The sequence below is a fragment of the Duganella sp. 1224 genome (assembly GCF_013408245.1).
Lineage (GTDB): Bacteria > Pseudomonadota > Gammaproteobacteria > Burkholderiales > Burkholderiaceae_D > Rugamonas.
The window spans coordinates 341,350-359,668 of record NZ_JACBYS010000003.1; the positions used below are offsets into that span (position 1 = coordinate 341,350).

General features: G+C 63.5%; 12 protein-coding genes. 3 read left to right on the top strand and 9 right to left on the bottom strand.

Features of this window, described 5'->3' with window-relative positions:
• Window positions 1-155: 155 nt before the first annotated feature.
• The gene (locus tag FHW58_RS18145) at window positions 156-935 is read left to right on the top strand and encodes an alpha/beta fold hydrolase (protein ID WP_179674551.1); all 780 of its coding nucleotides are present in this window, start codon (window positions 156-158) and stop codon (window positions 933-935) included.
• A complete protein-coding gene (locus FHW58_RS18150) occupies window positions 932-1,765 on the top strand; it encodes a S9 family peptidase (RefSeq protein WP_179674552.1) in 834 nt (277 codons plus the stop codon). The genes FHW58_RS18145 and FHW58_RS18150 overlap by 4 nt, the downstream gene beginning before the upstream one ends.
• A gap of 25 nt (window positions 1,766-1,790) precedes the next feature.
• Here FHW58_RS18150 and FHW58_RS18155 read toward each other — a convergent pair whose 3' ends face one another.
• From FHW58_RS18155 to FHW58_RS18185, 7 genes are all read right to left on the bottom strand, one after another.
• A complete protein-coding gene (locus FHW58_RS18155) occupies window positions 1,791-3,338 on the bottom strand; it encodes a beta-xylosidase (RefSeq protein WP_179674553.1) in 1,548 nt (515 codons plus the stop codon).
• A gap of 2 nt (window positions 3,339-3,340) precedes the next feature.
• Window positions 3,341-6,202, bottom strand: coding sequence for a TIM-barrel domain-containing protein (locus FHW58_RS18160; protein WP_179674554.1), 2,862 nt, complete (start codon window positions 6,200-6,202; stop codon window positions 3,341-3,343).
• Between the two features lie 15 nt (window positions 6,203-6,217).
• Window positions 6,218-7,864 (bottom strand): DUF5597 domain-containing protein, encoded by a 1,647-nt coding sequence (locus FHW58_RS18165; protein WP_179674555.1) that lies wholly within the window; start codon window positions 7,862-7,864, stop codon window positions 6,218-6,220.
• Between the two features lie 21 nt (window positions 7,865-7,885).
• Entirely contained in the window at window positions 7,886-10,855 is a 2,970-nt protein-coding gene (locus FHW58_RS18170) for a TonB-dependent receptor (RefSeq protein WP_179674556.1), read from the bottom strand.
• Between the two features lie 264 nt (window positions 10,856-11,119).
• Complete coding sequence (xylF, locus tag FHW58_RS18175; RefSeq protein WP_373996702.1) at window positions 11,120-12,088, bottom strand: D-xylose ABC transporter substrate-binding protein; 969 nt, start codon at window positions 12,086-12,088, stop codon at window positions 11,120-11,122.
• A gap of 142 nt (window positions 12,089-12,230) precedes the next feature.
• Window positions 12,231-13,445, bottom strand: a complete 1,215-nt coding sequence (locus FHW58_RS18180; RefSeq protein ID WP_179674646.1) for a DNA-binding transcriptional regulator — start codon at window positions 13,443-13,445, stop codon at window positions 12,231-12,233.
• Between the two features lie 123 nt (window positions 13,446-13,568).
• Window positions 13,569-14,846 (bottom strand): GDSL-type esterase/lipase family protein, encoded by a 1,278-nt coding sequence (locus FHW58_RS18185; protein WP_179674558.1) that lies wholly within the window; start codon window positions 14,844-14,846, stop codon window positions 13,569-13,571.
• A 179-nt stretch (window positions 14,847-15,025) separates the two neighbouring features.
• Here FHW58_RS18185 and FHW58_RS18190 point away from each other — a divergent pair, with 179 nt between their 5' ends.
• Complete coding sequence (locus FHW58_RS18190; RefSeq protein ID WP_179674559.1) at window positions 15,026-15,364, top strand: hypothetical protein; 339 nt, start codon at window positions 15,026-15,028, stop codon at window positions 15,362-15,364.
• On the opposite strand, the gene FHW58_RS18195 is transcribed toward FHW58_RS18190, so the two are convergent.
• Together FHW58_RS18195 and FHW58_RS18200 are read right to left on the bottom strand one after the other, a co-directional pair.
• Complete coding sequence (locus FHW58_RS18195; protein ID WP_179674560.1) at window positions 15,318-16,976, bottom strand: glycoside hydrolase family 43 protein; 1,659 nt, start codon at window positions 16,974-16,976, stop codon at window positions 15,318-15,320. The genes FHW58_RS18190 and FHW58_RS18195 overlap by 47 nt on opposite strands.
• On the bottom strand, window positions 16,973-18,214 hold the full coding sequence (locus FHW58_RS18200; RefSeq protein ID WP_179674561.1) for an MFS transporter: 1,242 nt from the start codon (window positions 18,212-18,214) through the stop codon (window positions 16,973-16,975). Before FHW58_RS18200 ends, FHW58_RS18195 begins: the two co-directional genes overlap by 4 nt.
• Window positions 18,215-18,319 lie beyond the last annotated feature (105 nt).

The window sequence follows — 18,319 nt, forward strand, 5'->3', positions numbered from 1 at the left end:
ACTCTACTCTTGTCCAGCGATACCGCTACATGCATAGCGTACAAAATTTGCAGCGGCGTGGTATAGACCACACATGGGGGCGATTGCCTCTTTCTCAAGGTGGATAGCGCGACCCGGTATAATCTGCGCTTCGCTTTTTTCATGATTTGCCGACAATGAAACCTGCCGTCGTCCTGCTGCATAGCTCCATGAGTTCCAAGTCCCAGTGGTCCGCCCTGAAGGCGCAACTGGGTGACGCCTACCGCTGCATCGCGGTCGATCTGCAGGGCTATGGCGCCTCTCCCTTCCCGGCCGATGCCGGCGACGCTTACGTGCACACGCTGGCGCATGAGGTGGACGCGGTGATCGCCGCCACCGCGGCGGAGCTGGAACCCGGCGAGGCGTTTCACCTGGTCGGCCACTCCTTCGGCGGCGCCTGCGCGCTGCACATGGCGCGCCGCATGCCGCAGCGCGTGCTGTCGCTCACCTTGTTCGAGCCGGTGGCCTTCCACCTGCTGCCGGCGGCGCATCCGGCCAAGGCGGAAATCGTCGGCGTGGTGGAGCGCATCCATGCCAGCGCCTCGGACCGCGACGCCACCCGCATCTTCATCGACTACTGGAACCGCGCCGGCGCCTTCGACGCCGCGCCGGACAGCGCGCAAGCCAAAATGGTGGCGCAAATCGCCAAGGTGCGCCTGGACTTCCAGGCCTTGCTGGGCGAACCGGCAACGTTGGATGATTTGTCCATGTTGACCATGCCGTCGCTGGTGATGGCAGGCGAGCATAGCCCGGCCTCCACGCGCCTGCTGGTGGCGCAACTGGGCGCATCGCTACCCAACGCCACCGCGCTGCAAACGCGCACCGCCCACATGGGACCGATCACGCATGCGGACGTCGTCAATCCGCTGATCGCCAACTTCCTGAGCGGCGCCGAAGTGGCCGCCGAACAGCCATGATGCGCCGCCTCGCCGCCGCAATCACCCTGAGCGCCGCCGCCCTGCTGGCGCAGGCCGGGGAACAGAACGTTACCATCGCGCCGGGCGTCAACGGCGCCTGGGTCACGCCGGACGGCGCCTGGGACGGCCGCACCGTGCTGTTCCTGCATGGCTTTGCCGACGACATGAACGGCGCCGGGGACCTGAGCAAGCGCATGTCGGCGCGGCTGGCGCGGATGGGCATCGCCTCGCTGCGCGTGAACTTCCGCGGCGAAGGGGACCGCAACCGCAGCGACATCGAATCGACGCTGGACACGCGCCTGGCGGACACCGAGGCGGCATATGCCTTCCTGCAGAAGCAGCCGGGCGTGCAGCCGGCGCGCGGCGCGGTGCTGGGCTGGAGCCTGGGCTCCACCACGGCGATCATCACCGGCGGCCGCCATCCGCAATGGTTCCGCAGCATGGTGTTGTGGTCGTCGCCGAGCGGCGACCAATGGCGGCAGATGGCTTCCTCGCCGGTGGCGCAGAAAGCGCTGCGCGATGGCGTCGCCAGCGACGACGTGCCGGGCTGGAAGCGCATCACCACCAAACGCGCGTTCTACGAAAGCTTCCGTGGCGTGAACCTGGACCAGTCCTTGCCCAAATATCCGGGCGCCTTCCTGACCATCCGCGGCAGCGCCGACTTCCTGCCGCAGGCGGACGCGCAGATGCTCAAGCTGGTGGGCGGCAAGCCCGCCGAAGCGGCGCTGATCAGCGGCGCGGACCACATCTTCAACGTCTTCGCGCCGGACAGCGGCGCCGCCCAGCGCGTGATGGACCTCACCGCCGACTGGCTGGCGCGCACGCTCTGACCGCAAGGCCGGAGCGTGCCACCATTCATTGCGGACTGATCTTGATCAGGACAACGTCGTTGACGCGCATCTTCACCTTCACGCTGGCGGCGCCGGACGCCGGAACGCGCACGGTGCTGGTCTGCGGGCGATCAGTGGTCAGCGCCTGCAGCCGCTCCAACTGCCTCGGCGTCAGCGTCTTCGGCGAGCCCATTTTCAGATACGCTGTATGGGCATCGTTGGCCTCAAAGCCGGTGCGATACACCTGGACCGAATACGCGCCCGGCTTCAGGCCCTTCAGATCGATATTCACCGGCTGGCTGTCGCGCGTCGGCTGCACCGTGGTGTAGAAGCCGCGATTGCTGCGGCCCTGCTTCGGCGTCTGGAAATCCCACGCCAGCACCTGCACACCCTGCCCATCCCTGGCCGCATAGCTCTGCACATCACCGGTCTTGAGCGCCGTATCGCCCAGCTGATTCAGATACTTGTACGCGAACCACGCCGGCTTGCGGATCCCCTGCGGATTCATCAAACCAAAACCGCCCTCGAACGGCGCGGTCGGCGGCCCCGGTTCCTCGAACAGATCGCTGTAGGTCCAGTAGCTCATGCCCTGCGCGATGCCTTCGGTGGCTTTGAGCTTGCTCAGGATGTACGGCGCGCTGATGTACGAATCGTGCACCGGGTCGCGCGGCGTGTAGCTGGTGCTCCATTCGGTGAAGTACAGCGGCATTTCCGGATGGCCGGCCTCCGCCATCTCCCTGCGCACCTTGCGCACGTCGCCGACGATGGCTTCCGGCGATGGCGACAGCTTGGTGTCGTCCTTGCCATTCTCGTCGAGGAAGCCGCCGTCCACGCCATAGGTGTGCGTGGTGATGAAGTCCGCCACGGCGCCGGACGATTTGACGTGGGCCAGGAACTCCGGTACCCACGCCGCACCGGCCGTCGACGGTCCGCCAACACGCAGCGCCGGATCGATTGCCTTGATGGCGCGCGAGGTGATGTCGAACAGCTCGAAGTACGCCTTCTGGTCGGCCTTCTCCCAGAAACCGTCCAGGTTAGGCTCGTTCCACACCTCAAAGAACCAGCTGCGCACTTCCTCTTTGCCGTAGCGCTCCTGCACGTGACGCACAAACGCATCCACCAGCGCCGCCCACTTCTTCGGGTCCGGATGCGAGGTATTGCCCTTCCAGTAGAAAATGCTCAGGTCCGAGCTGCGCATGGCCAGCGGCGTAAAGCCCAGCTCCACGAAGGGTTTGATGCCCATCTTCAGCAGGCGGTCGTAGAGATAATCGATCTTGCTCCAGTCGTAGACCGGCTTGCCGTCCACCTCCTTGTAGGTGCCCAGCACGTCGTGGAAGATGGCATGGAAGCGGATGTAGCGGAAGCCCAGTTCATCGCGCGCTGTCTTCAACTGCGACAGGCTGTCGTCGCGGATCAGCGTGCCCGGATAGTCCGAACCCACCGACAGATCGGCAAAGCGGTCGCGCGGCGTGCCGGCATCGGCGGCATCCACGGCGATGCGGCGCTCCGCGGACGGCGCGGCGATGGCTGGCACGGCCAACGCCAGCAATACTGCTGCGGTCAGAGTCTTCATGCTTAACGCTTCACAGTCACGGTTTTACCCTCGTAGCTGACGGTCTTGTCGGCCACGTCGAAGTTGTCGGTGCTCGACACGCCAGGCTTGATGAAGCGCACTTTGAACTGGCGCTTGGCCACCATGCCCTTGTACTGTCCCGCGCGGTCGCCAATGGTGACGACGCCGGTCTTGTCATTGTAGCGCAGCGGAATACGGCTGGCCTCACCGCGCAGATAGGCGTTGCTGACGCCATCGTCCTCATACAGGCTGAATGTGCCGTCGGCGCCGGTGTAGACGTACAGCGTGATCGGCGCGTCCGGCTTCTCGTCCACATACTGCGTCAACGGGCCGACCGGCACGATGGCGCCGGCCTTCACCAGCACCGGCATGCGTGTCTCCGGCGCCTTGATGGTCGCCGTGCTGCCGCCCTTGTGCAGTTCACCGGTGTACAGGTCATACCAGCTGGCGCCCTTCGGCAGATACACGCTGCGTTCGCGCGCACCGTACACATACACCGGCGCCACCAGCATGCTGTGGCCGAACAGGTACTGATCGTTGATGTTCTTGACCGCGTCGTCGTGCGGGAAGTCCATCACCAGGCCGCGCATGATGGAGCCGGACGCGTAGTGCGTTTCGGCGGCGGCCGAGTAAATATACGGCATGAGACGGTAGCGCAGCTGGTCGTACCACACCATCGATTCCCGCATCGGCGAGCCTGGCGGCGAAATCTCGTGAATCTCGCGCTTGACCACTTCGCCGTGGGAGCGGAACAGCGGCGAGAAGGCGCCGAACTGGAACCAGCGCAGATTCAGCTCGCGCCACTCCTTCAGGTCTTCCGGATTGCCCTGCTTGACGCCGGTGCTGCGGTTCTCCTGCGCCGAGCCCACGTCGCCAACCTGAAAGCGCGTCTCCTGCGCATAGCCGCCGATATCGTGGGTCCAGTTGGGAATGCCGGACATCGAGATGCTCACGCCGGCCGAGATCTGGTCATACAGATTGTTCCAGCGGCTGGCGGTGTCGCCGCTCCACACGGCGGTGGCGTTGCGCTGGATGCCGGCGAAGCCGGAACGCGACAGGATGAACTGGCGCTTTTCCGGTTGATCCGCCTTGAGGTGATTGTAGAAGCCCTCCGTATGCACCAGGCTATACGGATTGAAGGTGATTTCGCCGCCGCCATACACGGTGGGACCGATCAGCTTCTTGAAGTCGGCGGGGCGGGTATTGGACAGCACGTCCGGCTCGGTGTTGTCCATCCACCAGGCGTCGAAGCCCAGGTCCACCAGCTTGGGCTTCATCTGGCGATAGTAGATGTCGCGCGCCTCCTTGGTGTACGGGTCGTAGTGGCTGTTCTTGTAGCCCGGACCTACCCAGTCCAGCGCGCCGTCTTCGACGTTTTTGGTCCACATATAGCCCTTGGACGCCAGCTCCTTGTAGTTGTCGGTGTTGGCGTAGAACTTGCCCCAGATCGAAATCATGATGCGCGCATTGGACTTGTGGACCTCGTCAACCATCGCTTGCGGGTTCGGGAAGCGGGCCTTGTCGAAGTCGTGCGACCCCCAGCCGTTCTCCGGCCAGTAGAACCAATCCTGCACCATGTTATCGACCGGCCAGCCCTGCTTGCGGTATTCGCGCAGTACGCCCAGCAGCTGCTCCTGCGTTTCATAGCGCTGGCGCGATTGCCAGAAGCCGTAGGCCCACTTCGGCATCATCGGCGCCTGGCCGGTGAGGTGACGGTAGCCAGCGATGACGTTGTCGATGCTGTCGCCGCTCACCACGTAATAGTTGATCGCCTGCGCCACCTCCGACGAGAAGGTCAGCGAGTGACGCTCGTCCTGCGGCAGCGGATCGTTGTGGGTGATGGCGACCATGCCGCCACTTGGCTTCCACTCCAGCAGCAGCTTGACCGGCTTGTCGGCCTCAAACTTCACCTCGAAGTTGTGATACCAAGGATTCCAGCCCTGGCGCCACACGTCCATAATCTCCTTGCCGTCCACAGATAGCTTGGCATAATCGGACGAATACAACTGCATCTTGTGCACGCCCGCTTTCGGCGACGCCATCGTGCCCTCCCACACCACCTTCAGATTGGCGGCCTTGGGATCGACCTCTTTCGGCCAGTTCTCGGCCACGTCCTTCAGGTACTGGTAGGCGATGTCCTTTTCCTGGCGCGTGAGTACCAGCTTGTCGCCGATGTAGTAGCGCGCCGTCAATCCGCCGGCCTTGCCATCGGCGTCCGTCAACTGCAGGTCGCGGCTCAGCCACGCGTAAGGCTTGCTGTCGCCGAAGCGCGAGATGCCATTGTTATCCCACAGGACGCCGTAGTTCTTGTCGGAGACGACGAAGGGCACGGCAATCGCCATATTGTGCTGCATCAGCAGCACGTCCTCGCCGTTGAGGTTCATCTGGTGATTCTGATGCTGGCCCAGGCCATAGAAGGCATCCCTGGTGCCGTAGTTGAAGCCCTGCTTCACCGCCAGGAACGGCTTGCCGTCGACATCCGTCGGCGACATGCTCTCCGCCTGTTGCGTCAGGAACGCCTTGCCGGCGGCGTTGAAGAACTGTACCTGCCCGGTCGCCAGCGACACCGCCACCGCAATCTGTTTCGCCTTCAGCGTGACCTTGTCCTTGCCCGACGCGGCGACGCTGAAGTTACCGCTAACAGGCGCGGCCACGGTCATCAGCGATGGCGTCAGCGCCTTGCCCGCCTGGTCCAGCTTCACCACGTGGATGATGTTATCGGCCATGACCTCCAGCCGCACTTCCTTCGCGGCGCCGCTGTCCGGCTTGACCACCATGCCGGTGGCGGTTTTCTCAAAGGTGCCGGCCACCGCATGGCCGGCCGCAAGCACGGCTGCCGCCGTGGCGATCATCGTCAAACGCATATTGTCTCCGTTGTTTTAATAAGTCCCCACCGTGACCTTCAACACCACCGGGTTGCCGGTCAGGTTGAGGCCATAGTCGGTCTGGTCGCCGTTCCAGTTACGCTCCATGATCCATTTGCCGGCGGCGTCGTAATGCCCTTCTTCCACGCGGCCCCACAAGGACGGCTTGCCTTCCGCGTGATCGATTTTAACGCGTGCGCGCTGGCCGATGATGATGAATTCATTGGGGCCGGTCTGGGCGATGGCCACGCCGCCGTTCGGGATCTCGGTCCCGGCCGGCACGTCCTTGACGTCCTTGAAGTATTCGCGCTCGCCAAACTGCCACTCGCGGAACGAGATGGTGGCCTTCCAGCCCTTCATGTCGATGGTTTGCGGCTGGCGGTCATCGCCTTCCGCCACTCCGTAGGTACGGCCTTCAAACGCCCACCTGGCCCACTGGCGCTCCATCGGCCGGAAGGCGGCGTAGATTTTGCCGAACGGTTCCACCATGGTCTTGTCGATGGCCTTGTGGCCGAGCGGGAAATTGCTGTAGTCGGCATAGTCGATGCCAAACGGCGAAAAGCCGATGGCGCCCTTGCCCAGCACCAGCCAGGTGTAGCGCACGTATTCGGCGGCGTTGCTCATCTCCGGCACCATCAGGGGCTGGTCCGGACGCTGGAACAGGCGCAGCGAAGCATTGAACTTCTTCCAGTTCGGACCATAGATATCGGGGCCGGCGAAGTCGATGTGCGGCGCGGCGGCACGGTAGATGTCGATCACGTCGTAGGTCGGGCCGCCGCTGGCGAAGTTCTCGTGCCATGGCTTGACCAGGTCTTCGGTCGAATCGCGCTGCGAGTTATTCACGTACATCGGCAGGTTGTAGACGGCGCGGCCGGCCTTGGCGATTTCCTCGATATAGCTGGCGATGGAATAGGCGTGGAAGTATTCGTCGGCATAGTCGCCGTAGACCTGTTTCCAGGTGCCGCTCTTCGCCAGCGGCACCGGCGATTTCTTATAGTCCAGCACCGCCTGCGGCACCGGCTGATTGAACAGCGCTTCGGCCTTGGGCGCGTAGTCGCGCGCGAAACCGTAGGTGCCCACTTCATTCTCGACCTGCACCATGATCACCGTGCGTTTGGCTTCATCGATTTTTTTGATGTGGGCCATCAGCGCGACGAAAGCCTTTTTGTCGGCCTTCAGCGTTTCTTCCCCCTGCGGCGACAGGCAGTAGGTAATCTTGCCGTCCTTGGACACCATGCGCGGGAAGCGCGCGTTGTTGAACTTGACCCACTCCGGGGCGTAATTAGGCCCGGTGTTCTTCCAGGTGCCGAACCACAGCAGCACCAGCCGCACGTTGTTCTTGCGCGCTTCCGCCACCAGCGTATCGACGTAGCTGAAATCGAACTTGCCCTCTTCCCGCTCGATCTGCTCCCAGGCCACCGGAATTTCCAGCGTGTTGGCGTGCATGTCCTTGATGGCCGCGAACACCTTGTTCAGCGCCAGCGGATAGTTGCTGGAATTCTGCGCCTGGCCGCCGAGAATGACGAACGGCGCGCCATCCACCATCAAGGCGAACCGGCCGTCCTTCTTGACGATCTGCGGAATATCGGCGGCGGCCGCCGCGCCAGCCGCGGCCATCAACAAACTCAATGTGGTAACAAGCTGGCGGGCGGTGTGCTTCATCGTGCGTAAGCCTTTCTCAGGTTAGAAGTCGTAGCTCAGTTTAGCCACCACGCGGCGGCCGGTTTTAAACCATGCGCGCCCCATCATACCGATATTTTGCTGCATCAGCTGTTTGTAAGTTGCATCGGTCAGGTTCTGCGCCTCCACGCCCAGTTGCAGCTTGTCGCTGAATTTGTAGAAGGCCGATGCATCCAGCTGGCCATACGCGTCCGCCCAGGTAGGCAGCGCCCACGCCACATTGGTCTGACCATAGGTCGGGCTGGCGGGATTGGAATCCAGTCCGTCGCCGCCCTTGGTGCCATTGACGTTGACGCCTTGCAGCGACTTCGAGCGCCAGTTGTAGGCCAGGCGCGCCGACCATGGGCCTTTGTCGTACAACAGCGCCACGTTGTACGACTGGCGCGACAGGTTTTCCAGCGGCAGATTGCCAAAGGTGGTGCCGTTGGTATCGCAGCCGTTCAGATTGAGGTTGACGTTGGCCGCGTTGTCGCCGCCGGTGCAGTACTTCGAGAACACCGGGTTGTACAGATCGCGCTTGCTGTCGACGAAGGTGAAGTTGGCCTGCACGCCCAGCCCGGACAAGGCACCCGGCAACTTGTCGAAGTACTGCTGGTACGCCAACTCCACGCCGCGCGCGCTGCCCTTGGCGCCATTGATCGGGCCAGTCACGGTGAAGTTCTGCGCCTTGCCGCTGGTGTCGGTCAGCTGGTAGTTGTACACCTGGTTGATGATGATGTCTTTCAGGCGCTTGTTGAACACCGCGGCGGTGAAGGAACCGGTGGGCGCGAAGTACCACTCCATCGTCACGTCAAACTGCTTGGAGGTGGTCGGGCGCAGGTTGGGATTGCCGGTGCCGATGCCGCTCTGGGTCACGCTGTTGACCGTGGTGACGCCATTGACGGTGGTGCTGTCGGCGGTCTGCGACAGCGTGGTGTAGGCCTGCAGTTGCGTGAAGTCGGGACGCGACAGCGCCGACGCGGCGGCAAAACGGAACTGCAGCGTGTCCGACGCCTTCAGGCGCAGGTTCAGGCTGGGCAGCACGTTGTGATAGCTGTTGTCGTAGTCCTGCGCCTTGGAGAACGGCGCGATCACCGGGATCGGCACGCCCTGCGTGGTGCCGGTGGGCGCGGTGGAGCTGAACACGGTGTAGCCGTGCGCGGTCGAATCGGTCTTCACGTAACGTACGCCGATATTGCCGTCCACCGGATATTTCAGGTTGTCCCAGCCGAAGCGCAGCTGGCCGTACAGCGCCTTGGTCTTTTCCGACTGCTCGTTGGTGCCGGCGGGATCGGTGCCGAAAGTGGCCGGCGTCCATGGCGAGCAGGTGTTGCCGGCTTCCGCGCACAGGATGTCGTGGTACGAGTGCAGCGTGGCGTAAGTGCCCGGATAGCCTTGCGCCAGCGAGACGTTCGGGAACACCACCGACGGCACCGACACGCCACCGTTGAAGAAGTTGTTGAAGGTGTGCAGATTGGTGTTGCCGGAGAAGCGCGGGTCGCTCAGATACGCCAGGTGCGAAATCTCGCCCTGCCAGGTTTGCGTGATGGCGGCCCAGTTGTAGCTTGGGTTGCTGTTGATGGTGGTGGCCGATCGATCGGTCAGGCGCACGCCGAAACGCACGTCGCGCAGCACCGGATGATCGAAGTCGTATTTGACGTCGGTACGCCAGGCGTTTTCGTCCGCCTTGCTGCGGTCCAGGTGCTCCATGGTGAACGCCCAGTAGTAGTTGGCGGGATTGGCCAGGTAAGCGCGGTCGGCATCGTCGAAGATCAGCTTGGGCACGTTGCCGGTAAGGTCCAGCTTCTCCTTCGGCATCTGGATGCCGGTAGCTACGGTGGAGTCGAAGCTGCCGGTGGTGGCCTTGATGTGCTGCAGATCAGTGCTGACGGTCCAGCTGTCGTGACGCCAGCGCAGGTTCCACGAGATATCGGTGGTGTCGGATTTGCGGTTGGCGGCACGAGTGTCGTCGCCGAAGTTGATGCCGGCGCCGGTGGAATCGGTCAGCGTGCCGGTTAGCAGCGCGCCCTTCGCGTTGAAGGTGGCGTCGGGCGACACGCGGATGTTGTACGGGCTCGATTGCGCGAAGATCGCCTGCTCGTCCCACTTCATCTCGTACTTTGATTTGAAGTAGGTCAGGCCGCTCGACCAGTCATCCTTCTTCCATTGCAGCGCGCCGTATGCGCCCTCGCGCTTGCGGTTGAATTCCAGCGTGCGCCACTGCGCGCCTTTCGGCACAAAGACCGGATTGCCGCTGGCGTCTTTCAGCGGGTAGTAAGGCTCGACCTGGAAGGCGTCCGTGCGGGTGGCGCTCTCCGAGTAGGCCAGGTCCAGCAAGGCGCCGACTTCACCAACCGGCGTTTTCCAGCGGTTGGAAATCAGGCCGGAATACGATGGCGAGGTTTTGCCCTTCTTCAGTTCCGACCACGTGCGGTCGGCCGACAGCGCCGCCTTGAAGCCCTTGTAATCGAATGGCATCGCGGTGCGCAGGTTGACCAGGCCGCCGACGGCGCCCTCGATCTGCTCCGCCGACGGGTTCTTGTAGATGTCGACGCCGGCCACCAGCTCCGGCGGCACATCCTCGAAGTTGAGCGAGCGGCCGCCGTTGGCCGAGAACGAATCGCGGCCATTCAGTTCCGAACGCACGTAGCTCAGGCCCCGGATCGACACGCCCGAGCCCTCGACTGAGAAGTGCTCCGGGTCGCCCTTGGCCATGGTGCGGTCGATGGTCACGCCCACCACGCGCTGCAGCACCTCGGTCACCGAGCGGTCCGGCAGCTTGCCCATGTCTTCGGCAACGATGGAGTCGACGATTTCGTCGGAATTCTGTTTGATCTTTTGCGCCGACTGCAGCGCCGCGCGCTGGCCGGTCACGATCACCGCCACCGGGTCCGGGGCGGTGGCGTCATTGGTCTGGGCGACGGCCGCGCCGCTCAGCGTCATCGTCATCTGGGCCAGGCCCAGTGCGATGGCGTTTTTCTTGAACTGTCTCATCTACGGTCTCCAAAGTTATACGAATATGTCCTGGCTCTGCGGCCATTTCATTGGTATTTCTCGTCATCTGTGGGGTGAGGGAATGTGCGGCGCGAACAGGCCCGCAGGCGCTGTGCAGCGCGCGATGTGGGAACATTGTGCTTTTTACGGGAGCCGCTAGCAATTGCGAAATTCACCAAGGCGGCGAATGATAATGTGCAAGCGTAGCGTCGATCCGACAGATGCGGGGAGGATGCGCGGGGCCGGGCGGCCCCGCGGTACAGCTTATTTGGCCGCGAGTTGGGCCTGGGTGTAGAAGCCGTCCTTGACCACCATGTCCACGTTGGCCTTGGTCAGGGCGATAGGTTTGAGGAACACCGAGTCCACTTCCTTGAAGCCGTTGTTGTACCTGGCGTTGAAGGCCGGCTTCTCGCCGCGCACCAGCTGCACCGACAGCTTGGCCGCTTCCGATGCGATCAGCTTCAATGGCTTGTAGACGGTCAGCGTCTGCGTGCCGGCGATGACGCGCTTGACCGCCGCCAGATCGGAATCCTGGCCCGACACGGCCACCTTGCCGTCCAGCTTCTGCGCGGCCAGCGCCTGGATCGCGCCGCCGGCGGTGGCGTCGTTGGAGGCCACCACGGCGTCGATCTTGTTGCCGTTGGCGGTCAGCGCGTTTTCAACGATGGACATCGCCTCCGACGGGCTCCAGTCCTTGACCCACTGCTTGCCCACCACCTTGACGTCGCCCTTGTCGATCAGCGGTTGCAGCACCTTCAGCTGGCCGTCGCGCAGCATCTTGGCGTTGCTGTCGGTCGGTGCGCCGCCCAGCAGGTAGAAATTCCCCTTCGGCTTGGCCGCCAGCACGCCTTGCGCCTGCAATTGGCCGACCATGTTGTTATCGAAGGAGATGTAAGCGTCGATGTCGGCGTTGAGGATCAGGCGGTCGTAGGAAATTACCTTGATCTTGGCCTTCTTCGCCTCGCGTACGGCGTTGGTCAGCACGGTGGCGTTGTACGGCACGATGACCAGCACGTCCACGCCGCGCGAAATCAGGTTTTCGATCTGCGCGATCTGGCGCTGCTCGCTGGCGTCGGCCGACTGCACGAACACCTTGGCGCCCTGCTGCTCGGCGGCGGCGACGAAGTAGTCGCGATCGCGCGCCCAGCGCTCCAGGCGCAGGTCATCGATTGAAAAACCGATCTTCGGATGCTTGGCGTCCGCCATGGCGTTACCGCCCGCAAAGGCCATCATCACGGCGATCGCCGCGGTGCTCAGTAATTTCTTCATTGTTTCAGTCTCCAGATTGTTTGCCACGTTAAGGTATGGTACAGCGAGTTGGAGGCCAGCGCCGGATTCCGTGCGCTGGCGTGCGGCGGCAATGGCGGCCGGCCAGTCAGGCCGCCAGCTCCGGCGCCGCCAGCGCGGCATCGTCATCGATGACGCCTTTCATGGCGCGGTCCTGATAGGTGCGCGGCGTGCATCCCAGCTCGCGCTTGAACACCGCGTGCATGTACTGCACCGACGTGAAGCCACAGCATAGCGCCACCTCGGCGATGCTGCGCTCACCGCGCGCCAGCATGGAGGTGGCCGCATCGAGCTTGAAGCGCAGGATCACGTCATGCACGCTACAGTCCAGCTCCTGGCGGAAGTACGATTCCAGCGACGAGCGCGAAATGCCGACATACTCGGCCACCTGGTGCGTCTTGATGCCCTGGCAGGCATACTGGCGAATGAAATGGCGCGCGCGCATCACGTGCGGATGCTTGGGCGCCTCGTGCTGAGTGGACGCCAGCACGTTGATGCCGACCGGCGGCACCAGCACCCGCGTGCCGTTCATGCGCACACCGTGCAGCATCTGGTCCAGCAAATGCGCGGCGGTGCGGCCCATCTCCTGCGCGCCCTGGATCACGGAACTCAGCGGAATGCGCGTCAGCATGCGCGCCAGCGGATCGTTGTCGATGCCGATCAGCGCCACCTGCTCCGGCACCGCGATGCCGGCCATGATACAGGCCTGCATCAGCTGGCGCGCGCGCGCGTCGGTGACGGCGATGATGCCGACCGGCTTGGGCAGGCCATGCAGCCATTGGATCTGCTGCTCCACCGACTCGTCCCACGAGGGCGCGCTGGTGCCCAGGCCGCGGTAGATGTGCGGCGCCATCTGGTCCTGCAGCATCAGCGTGCGGAAGGCGCTTTCGCGCTCCTGCGCCCAGCGGTTGTTGGGCGACGCCGGCTGCGAGAACATGGCGAAGTGGCGCAGGCCGGCCTCGATCAGGTGATCGCGCGCCATCTTGATCAGTTTGAAGTTATCGGTGGCCACGTAGGGCACGTCTTCCGGATAGGCGGCCTGGTTCTCGTACGAGCCCCCCACCGCCACCACCGGAATGCGGCTGCGGGTCAGCGCCGCCGCCACTGCGGGATCGTCGAAGTCGGCGATGATGCCGTCACCCTGCCAGTGCTCGATGCCGGGCAGGCGCAGGCGGAAGTCCTCTTCCAGAAACAGGTCCCAGCTGGCGCGCGTGGAACTCAGGTACGCGGCCACGCCCGCGATGACATCGCGATCGAAGATTTTATTCGCATTGAACAGCAGCGCAATCCGGTGTGACTTCATCTGCATCGACAACTCCGCTCCAGGACGTAGGTGGCCTTTTTAATGGTACAGGCCGGCCGGATGGCGGAGATATGAAAAATTTCACATTATCCATAACGAAATTGACTAAATGCTTCCGGCCCATTATGTTTCCGGCAGCAGACGCCGCAACGCCGGCGCCATCGCCTTGGCCCAGATCTCGTAGCCCTTCTCGTTCGGGTGCAGCAGGTCCGGCATGATGTCGCGTGACAGCGTGCCGTCCGGCTGCAGGAACGCCTGGTTGATATTGGCGAAGAACACCGTCTGGTTGTCCGCATAGCCGGCGATGATGGCGTTGACCTGCTCGTTCAGCTGGCGCAGATGGTCGTCGGGCTTCTCGCCGCGCGGGAAAATGGCCAGCAGCAGGATCTTGGTGTCCGGCAGGCGCTTGCGCAGCTCCTCGATATTGCGCTTGATGCCCAGCGCCGTGGTCCTCGGATCTTCCTGGCGGTGGCCGGTGTTGTTGGTCCCGAACATCAACACCGCCACCTTGGGCGCCAGGCCGTCCACCTCGCCGTGCAGCAGGCGCCACAGCACGTTCTCGGTGCGGTCGCCGCTGAAGCCGAGGTCGATGGCCTGCAAGGGCTGGTAATAGCGGTCCCAGACCGGCGCGCCGCTCTTTTCCCAGCCCTCGGTGATCGAATCGCCGATGAACGCCACCTGCGCGCGCTTGCCAACCGCCCTCGCCTCCGCCAGCTTCTTCTCGTGACGCGCGGTCCACCAACTGATCGACCACGACTCGTTCAGCTTGTCCGGCGTGACCGAGACGGTGCGGTAATCCGGGCATTGCACGTTGGGCTTGCCGCTCGCCTGATACCGCACGTTGGCGATGGCCACCTTGCCCTTGCCCGTGCCGTTCAGCTCGAACGGCTGGGTGATCTGGCTGAAATCGTCGCCGTCGCGATAAAAGCAGCTGGCCGGCAGCACCAGATGCTGCCAGCCCTTGCCCTGCGCCGCCCGCGCCGGGACCACATACGGCACGCCGCGCTCGCATTGTTCGCCGCACTTGACGCGGAAACTCAGGCCGCCCTCGGCCAGCTCATCCACCTTGAGATCCAGCGCCAGCACGCCGTGCGCCAGATAAGGCCGCAAATCGACCGGCTTGCCGGCCTGCACGCGCAGGCTGGCGTACCAGGCCTTGTTGAAATTCAGCGTCAGCGCATCATCCTTGCGCGCCTTGGGCGACTTGCTGACTTCGACCACGCCATTGTCGGCCTTGGGGATGGCGACCGCGTCCCCGCTCAAGGTCTTGACGGAATCGGAATCCGAAACGGCGACGCTGCCGGCATCCGGCGGATGGCCGGCGTACACAGTCAGTTCAGCGGGCGCCGCGACGGCACACGACGACAATACGGCTAAAGCGGCTGCAAGGCGGATATGCATGGGATGTCTCCTGTTTTTTATGCGCACCATTGTGCTGTGGGCAGCGTCGCGCTGCAATTACGAATTTCACCAGGCAGCACAATGATATTGAACTTGTACTACCATGGGCGGTCTAACCGTGCATGACTTCGCCAAACAATACTGATGCGCCGCCGACCACCGTCCTTGAGGCATCGCCCATGGAGGCGACTTTTGCCGGCTTCGTCAAGCTAATGGACGAGCGACAAAAAGTCGCGGATGCGCGCTTCGATCGCATCGAGGCCATGCTTACGGAAATGCGCTCCAGCATCGCCAGCCTGCGCACCACCATTGTCGTCACCGGCATCACCAGCGTTCTGGCGGCCGTCCTTGGCATCTCCGCCGTCAATGCCGCGCTGTATTCAAACATGCTGGCGGCATTGAGCGCCGGCAAGGAAGTGGCGGCGGTGCATGCGGAAGTACAAAAACAGGCCGAAGAAACCGCCGCGCTCATCAGACAGATGCGGGAGCGGGAGAAGCAACCGCCGCCTTCGGATTAACGGCGTACGGTCGCTCGCGGTACTCGAAATAATCGAAGTCCGCGTGCTGCGCGGTGCCGGCCATGTCCTGGCAGGCCACGCCGACAAAGGCGCCGGTAAAGTTCGGCATGCCGGGCGCGTTGGCCTCGTCGGACAGGATGCTGGCATCGAACTGCTGCGGCAGCCACTGCCACGCGCCGCCATCGAACCGGTAGCCGAAGTACAACCGCTCCTCGTCCACCTCCACCCGCAGCTCGACCGGCACACCGGACGGCAGCGCCACCGGCGCAGTAAAGGTGTCGGTCTGCACGTGATTCGGCAGGCTGCTCATCACACGCAGGTGCTTGCCCAGCGCCTCGTCATGCGAAATGTACAGGTAGTGGAACTTGGACGCGTTGTAATAGCACACCAGCCCGGCCTGCTGCTGATAATGCTCCGGCTCAAACTCCACCACCGTGGACGCGCTGTAGCAATGCGCCTGCTGCCGCCGCGCCACCAGCGCCTGGCGGAACGTGCTGCCGATCGACTCGCGGCCGTACAGCCGCAAGTGCCCCGGCCGCGCGGTCAGGCTGAACAACTCTTCCGGCCACGGCGTGCGCAGCCACTGGAACGCCACCGGCAGCTCGGGCCGGTCGAACTCCTCGCGCACCGGCTCGGCGTCAAAACGGTACTCCGGCAAGCCCGGCGCCTCGACCTGCAACTCCGGCGTGCCCTCCCCGTCCAGCGTGCGCAGCCAGCCATCCTCGCCCCACACCACTTTCTGAATCGCCGTCTCGCGCCCCAGTGTGCACACGCCGCGGTTGCGCAGCGGCCGGCCGCACAAATAGGCCATGTAGGTCTGCCCGTCCGGCGTCTCGACGATGTCGGCATGGCCGGCGCGCTGCAAGGCCACGTCCGGCCGATGGCGCGCGCTCAGCATGGTCTGCTCGGGATGCAGCTCGTAGGGCCCCCACAGATTGCGCGAACGCGTCATCGTCACGCCATGGTTCCACCCCGTGCCACCCTCGGCCGTGAGCAGGTAGTAGTAGCCGTTGCGCTTGTACAGATGCGGCGCCTCGGTCAGTCCGTGCGCCGTGCCCTTGAAGATAATCTCGCGCTTGCCGATCAGCCGGCCGTCCGCGTACTCCTGCGCCACGATGCCGTTGAAGCGGTTGCTGCCCGGCCGGTGGTCCCACAACTGGTTGAGCAGGTACTTGCGGCCGTCGTCGTCATGGAACAGCGACGGGTCGAAACCGCTGCTGTTGAGGTACACCGGATCGGACCATGGCCCCTCGATGGTCGGACTGGTCACCAGGTAGTTATGGAAATCGCGCAGCGACGCGCTGCCCGTGGCGCCGCCGGTGGAGGTGCGGCCGTAGCGCTTGACGTCGGTGTAGATCAGCCAGAACAGGCCGCCGGCATAGGTCAGGCACGGCGCCCACACGCCGCACGAGTCCGGCGCGCCCAGCATGTTGAGCTGGCTGGCGCGGGTGAGCGGACGCGTCAGCAAACGCCAGTGCACCAGGTCGCGCGAATGGTGAATCTGCACGCCCGGAAACCACTCGAAGGTCGAGGTCGCAATGTAGTAGTCGTCGCCCACGCGCACGATGGACGGATCGGGATTGAAGCCGGTCAGGATGGGATTCTGAATCATGAGGTTTTTTCTCGCACCAAGGTCCACAACAGCAGCGCCGCCACCAGGTCCAGCACCGCCAGGCTGACGAAGAACGGCGTGTAGCCGACGCTGGCCATCAGGCCACCGATCATCAGCGAAAAGATCAGCAGGCCCAGGTTACCGAAGGTGCCGCACATGCCGGCCACCGTCGCCACCTCGTTGCGGCGGAACAGGTCGGACGACATCGTAATCACCGTCACCGACAGCGTCTGGTGCGCAAAGCCGGCCAGGCTGAGCAAGGCAATCGCCGCGTACGGACTATCGACAAAGCCGACGCCGGCCACGCCCATCATCATGCACGCGCCCAGCGTGAAGGCGCCGCGCCGCGCGTTGATCAGGCGCACGCCACGCTTTTGCAGCGCCAGCACCACCATCGGACCGAACAGGCAGCCGAGGTCGGCCGCCAGGAACGGCAGCCAGGCAAACATCGCGATCTGCCCCAGGTCGAAATGGCGCACCGAAGTCAGGTACAGCGGCACCCAGAACGACAGCGTGCCCCAGGCCGGGTCGGCCAGGAAACGCGGCAGCGCGATGCCCCAGAAATTGCGCATCTTGAGGATGCTGATGATGGACGGCTTGGCGCCGCTGCCTTGCAGGTGCTGCTCCTGCCCGGCCGCGATATGCTCGGCCTCCTCGCGCGACAGGCGCTTGTGCCGCGCCGGCGCGTCGTACAGCAGCAGCCAGATCGCCACCCAGACCAGGCCCAGCGCACCGGTAATGACGAACGCCGACTGCCAGTTGTAATGCAGGATCGCCCAGACCACCAGCGGCGGCGCCAGCATCGAGCCGAACGACGCGCCAACGTTGTAGACGCCGCCCGCCATGCCGCGTTCCTTGGCCGGGAACCACTCGGACACCGCCTTCATGCCGGCCGGATTGGCCGAGCCTTCCGCCAGTCCCAGCAAGCCGCGCAGCACGGCCAGCGTATGCCAGTTGGTGGCGAAGCCGTGCAACATGCAGATCACCGACCAAGCGGCCGCAAACATCGCGAAACCGAACTTGAGGCCGATCACATCGAGGATGTAGCCGCACAGCGGCTGCAGCATGATGGCGCCCTGGAAGGCGGCCGTGATGTACGAATATTCCTTGGTGCTGATGTGCAGCTCAGCCAGCAAGGTCGGCGCCGCGACAGCCAACGTGCTGCGCGTCAGATAATTGATGATGGCTCCGAGCATGATCAGGCCGATCATCCACCAGCGTAGTCCCCGTATTTTCATGTTTGCGCAAACATTTTTGTAATAGGCGCAACCATAGCACATTCAATAAAAAAATGATTGCGCAACCTTGAAGTTTTTATGCTGCGCTGTGTCATCAACAGGCGC

What these genes read in the sequence shown, in the direction of transcription:
- FHW58_RS18195 (WP_179674560.1), bottom strand. Translation starts at nt 16,976, where the DNA reads ATGATTCAGAATCCCATCCTGACCGGCTTCAATCCCGATCCGTCCATC.
- FHW58_RS18180 (WP_179674646.1), bottom strand. Translation starts at nt 13,445, where the DNA reads ATGAAGTCACACCGGATTGCGCTGCTGTTCAATGCGAATAAAATCTTC.
- FHW58_RS18160 (WP_179674554.1), bottom strand. Translation starts at nt 6,202, where the DNA reads ATGCGTTTGACGATGATCGCCACGGCGGCAGCCGTGCTTGCGGCCGGC.
- FHW58_RS18150 (WP_179674552.1), top strand. Translation starts at nt 932, where the DNA reads ATGATGCGCCGCCTCGCCGCCGCAATCACCCTGAGCGCCGCCGCCCTG.
- FHW58_RS18155 (WP_179674553.1), bottom strand. Translation starts at nt 3,338, where the DNA reads ATGAAGACTCTGACCGCAGCAGTATTGCTGGCGTTGGCCGTGCCAGCC.
- FHW58_RS18145 (WP_179674551.1), top strand. Translation starts at nt 156, where the DNA reads ATGAAACCTGCCGTCGTCCTGCTGCATAGCTCCATGAGTTCCAAGTCC.
- FHW58_RS18165 (WP_179674555.1), bottom strand. Translation starts at nt 7,864, where the DNA reads ATGAAGCACACCGCCCGCCAGCTTGTTACCACATTGAGTTTGTTGATG.
- FHW58_RS18190 (WP_179674559.1), top strand. Translation starts at nt 15,026, where the DNA reads ATGGAGGCGACTTTTGCCGGCTTCGTCAAGCTAATGGACGAGCGACAA.
- FHW58_RS18185 (WP_179674558.1), bottom strand. Translation starts at nt 14,846, where the DNA reads ATGCATATCCGCCTTGCAGCCGCTTTAGCCGTATTGTCGTCGTGTGCC.
- xylF (WP_373996702.1), bottom strand. Translation starts at nt 12,088, where the DNA reads ATGATGGCCTTTGCGGGCGGTAACGCCATGGCGGACGCCAAGCATCCG.
- FHW58_RS18200 (WP_179674561.1), bottom strand. Translation starts at nt 18,214, where the DNA reads ATGAAAATACGGGGACTACGCTGGTGGATGATCGGCCTGATCATGCTC.
- FHW58_RS18170 (WP_179674556.1), bottom strand. Translation starts at nt 10,855, where the DNA reads ATGAGACAGTTCAAGAAAAACGCCATCGCACTGGGCCTGGCCCAGATG.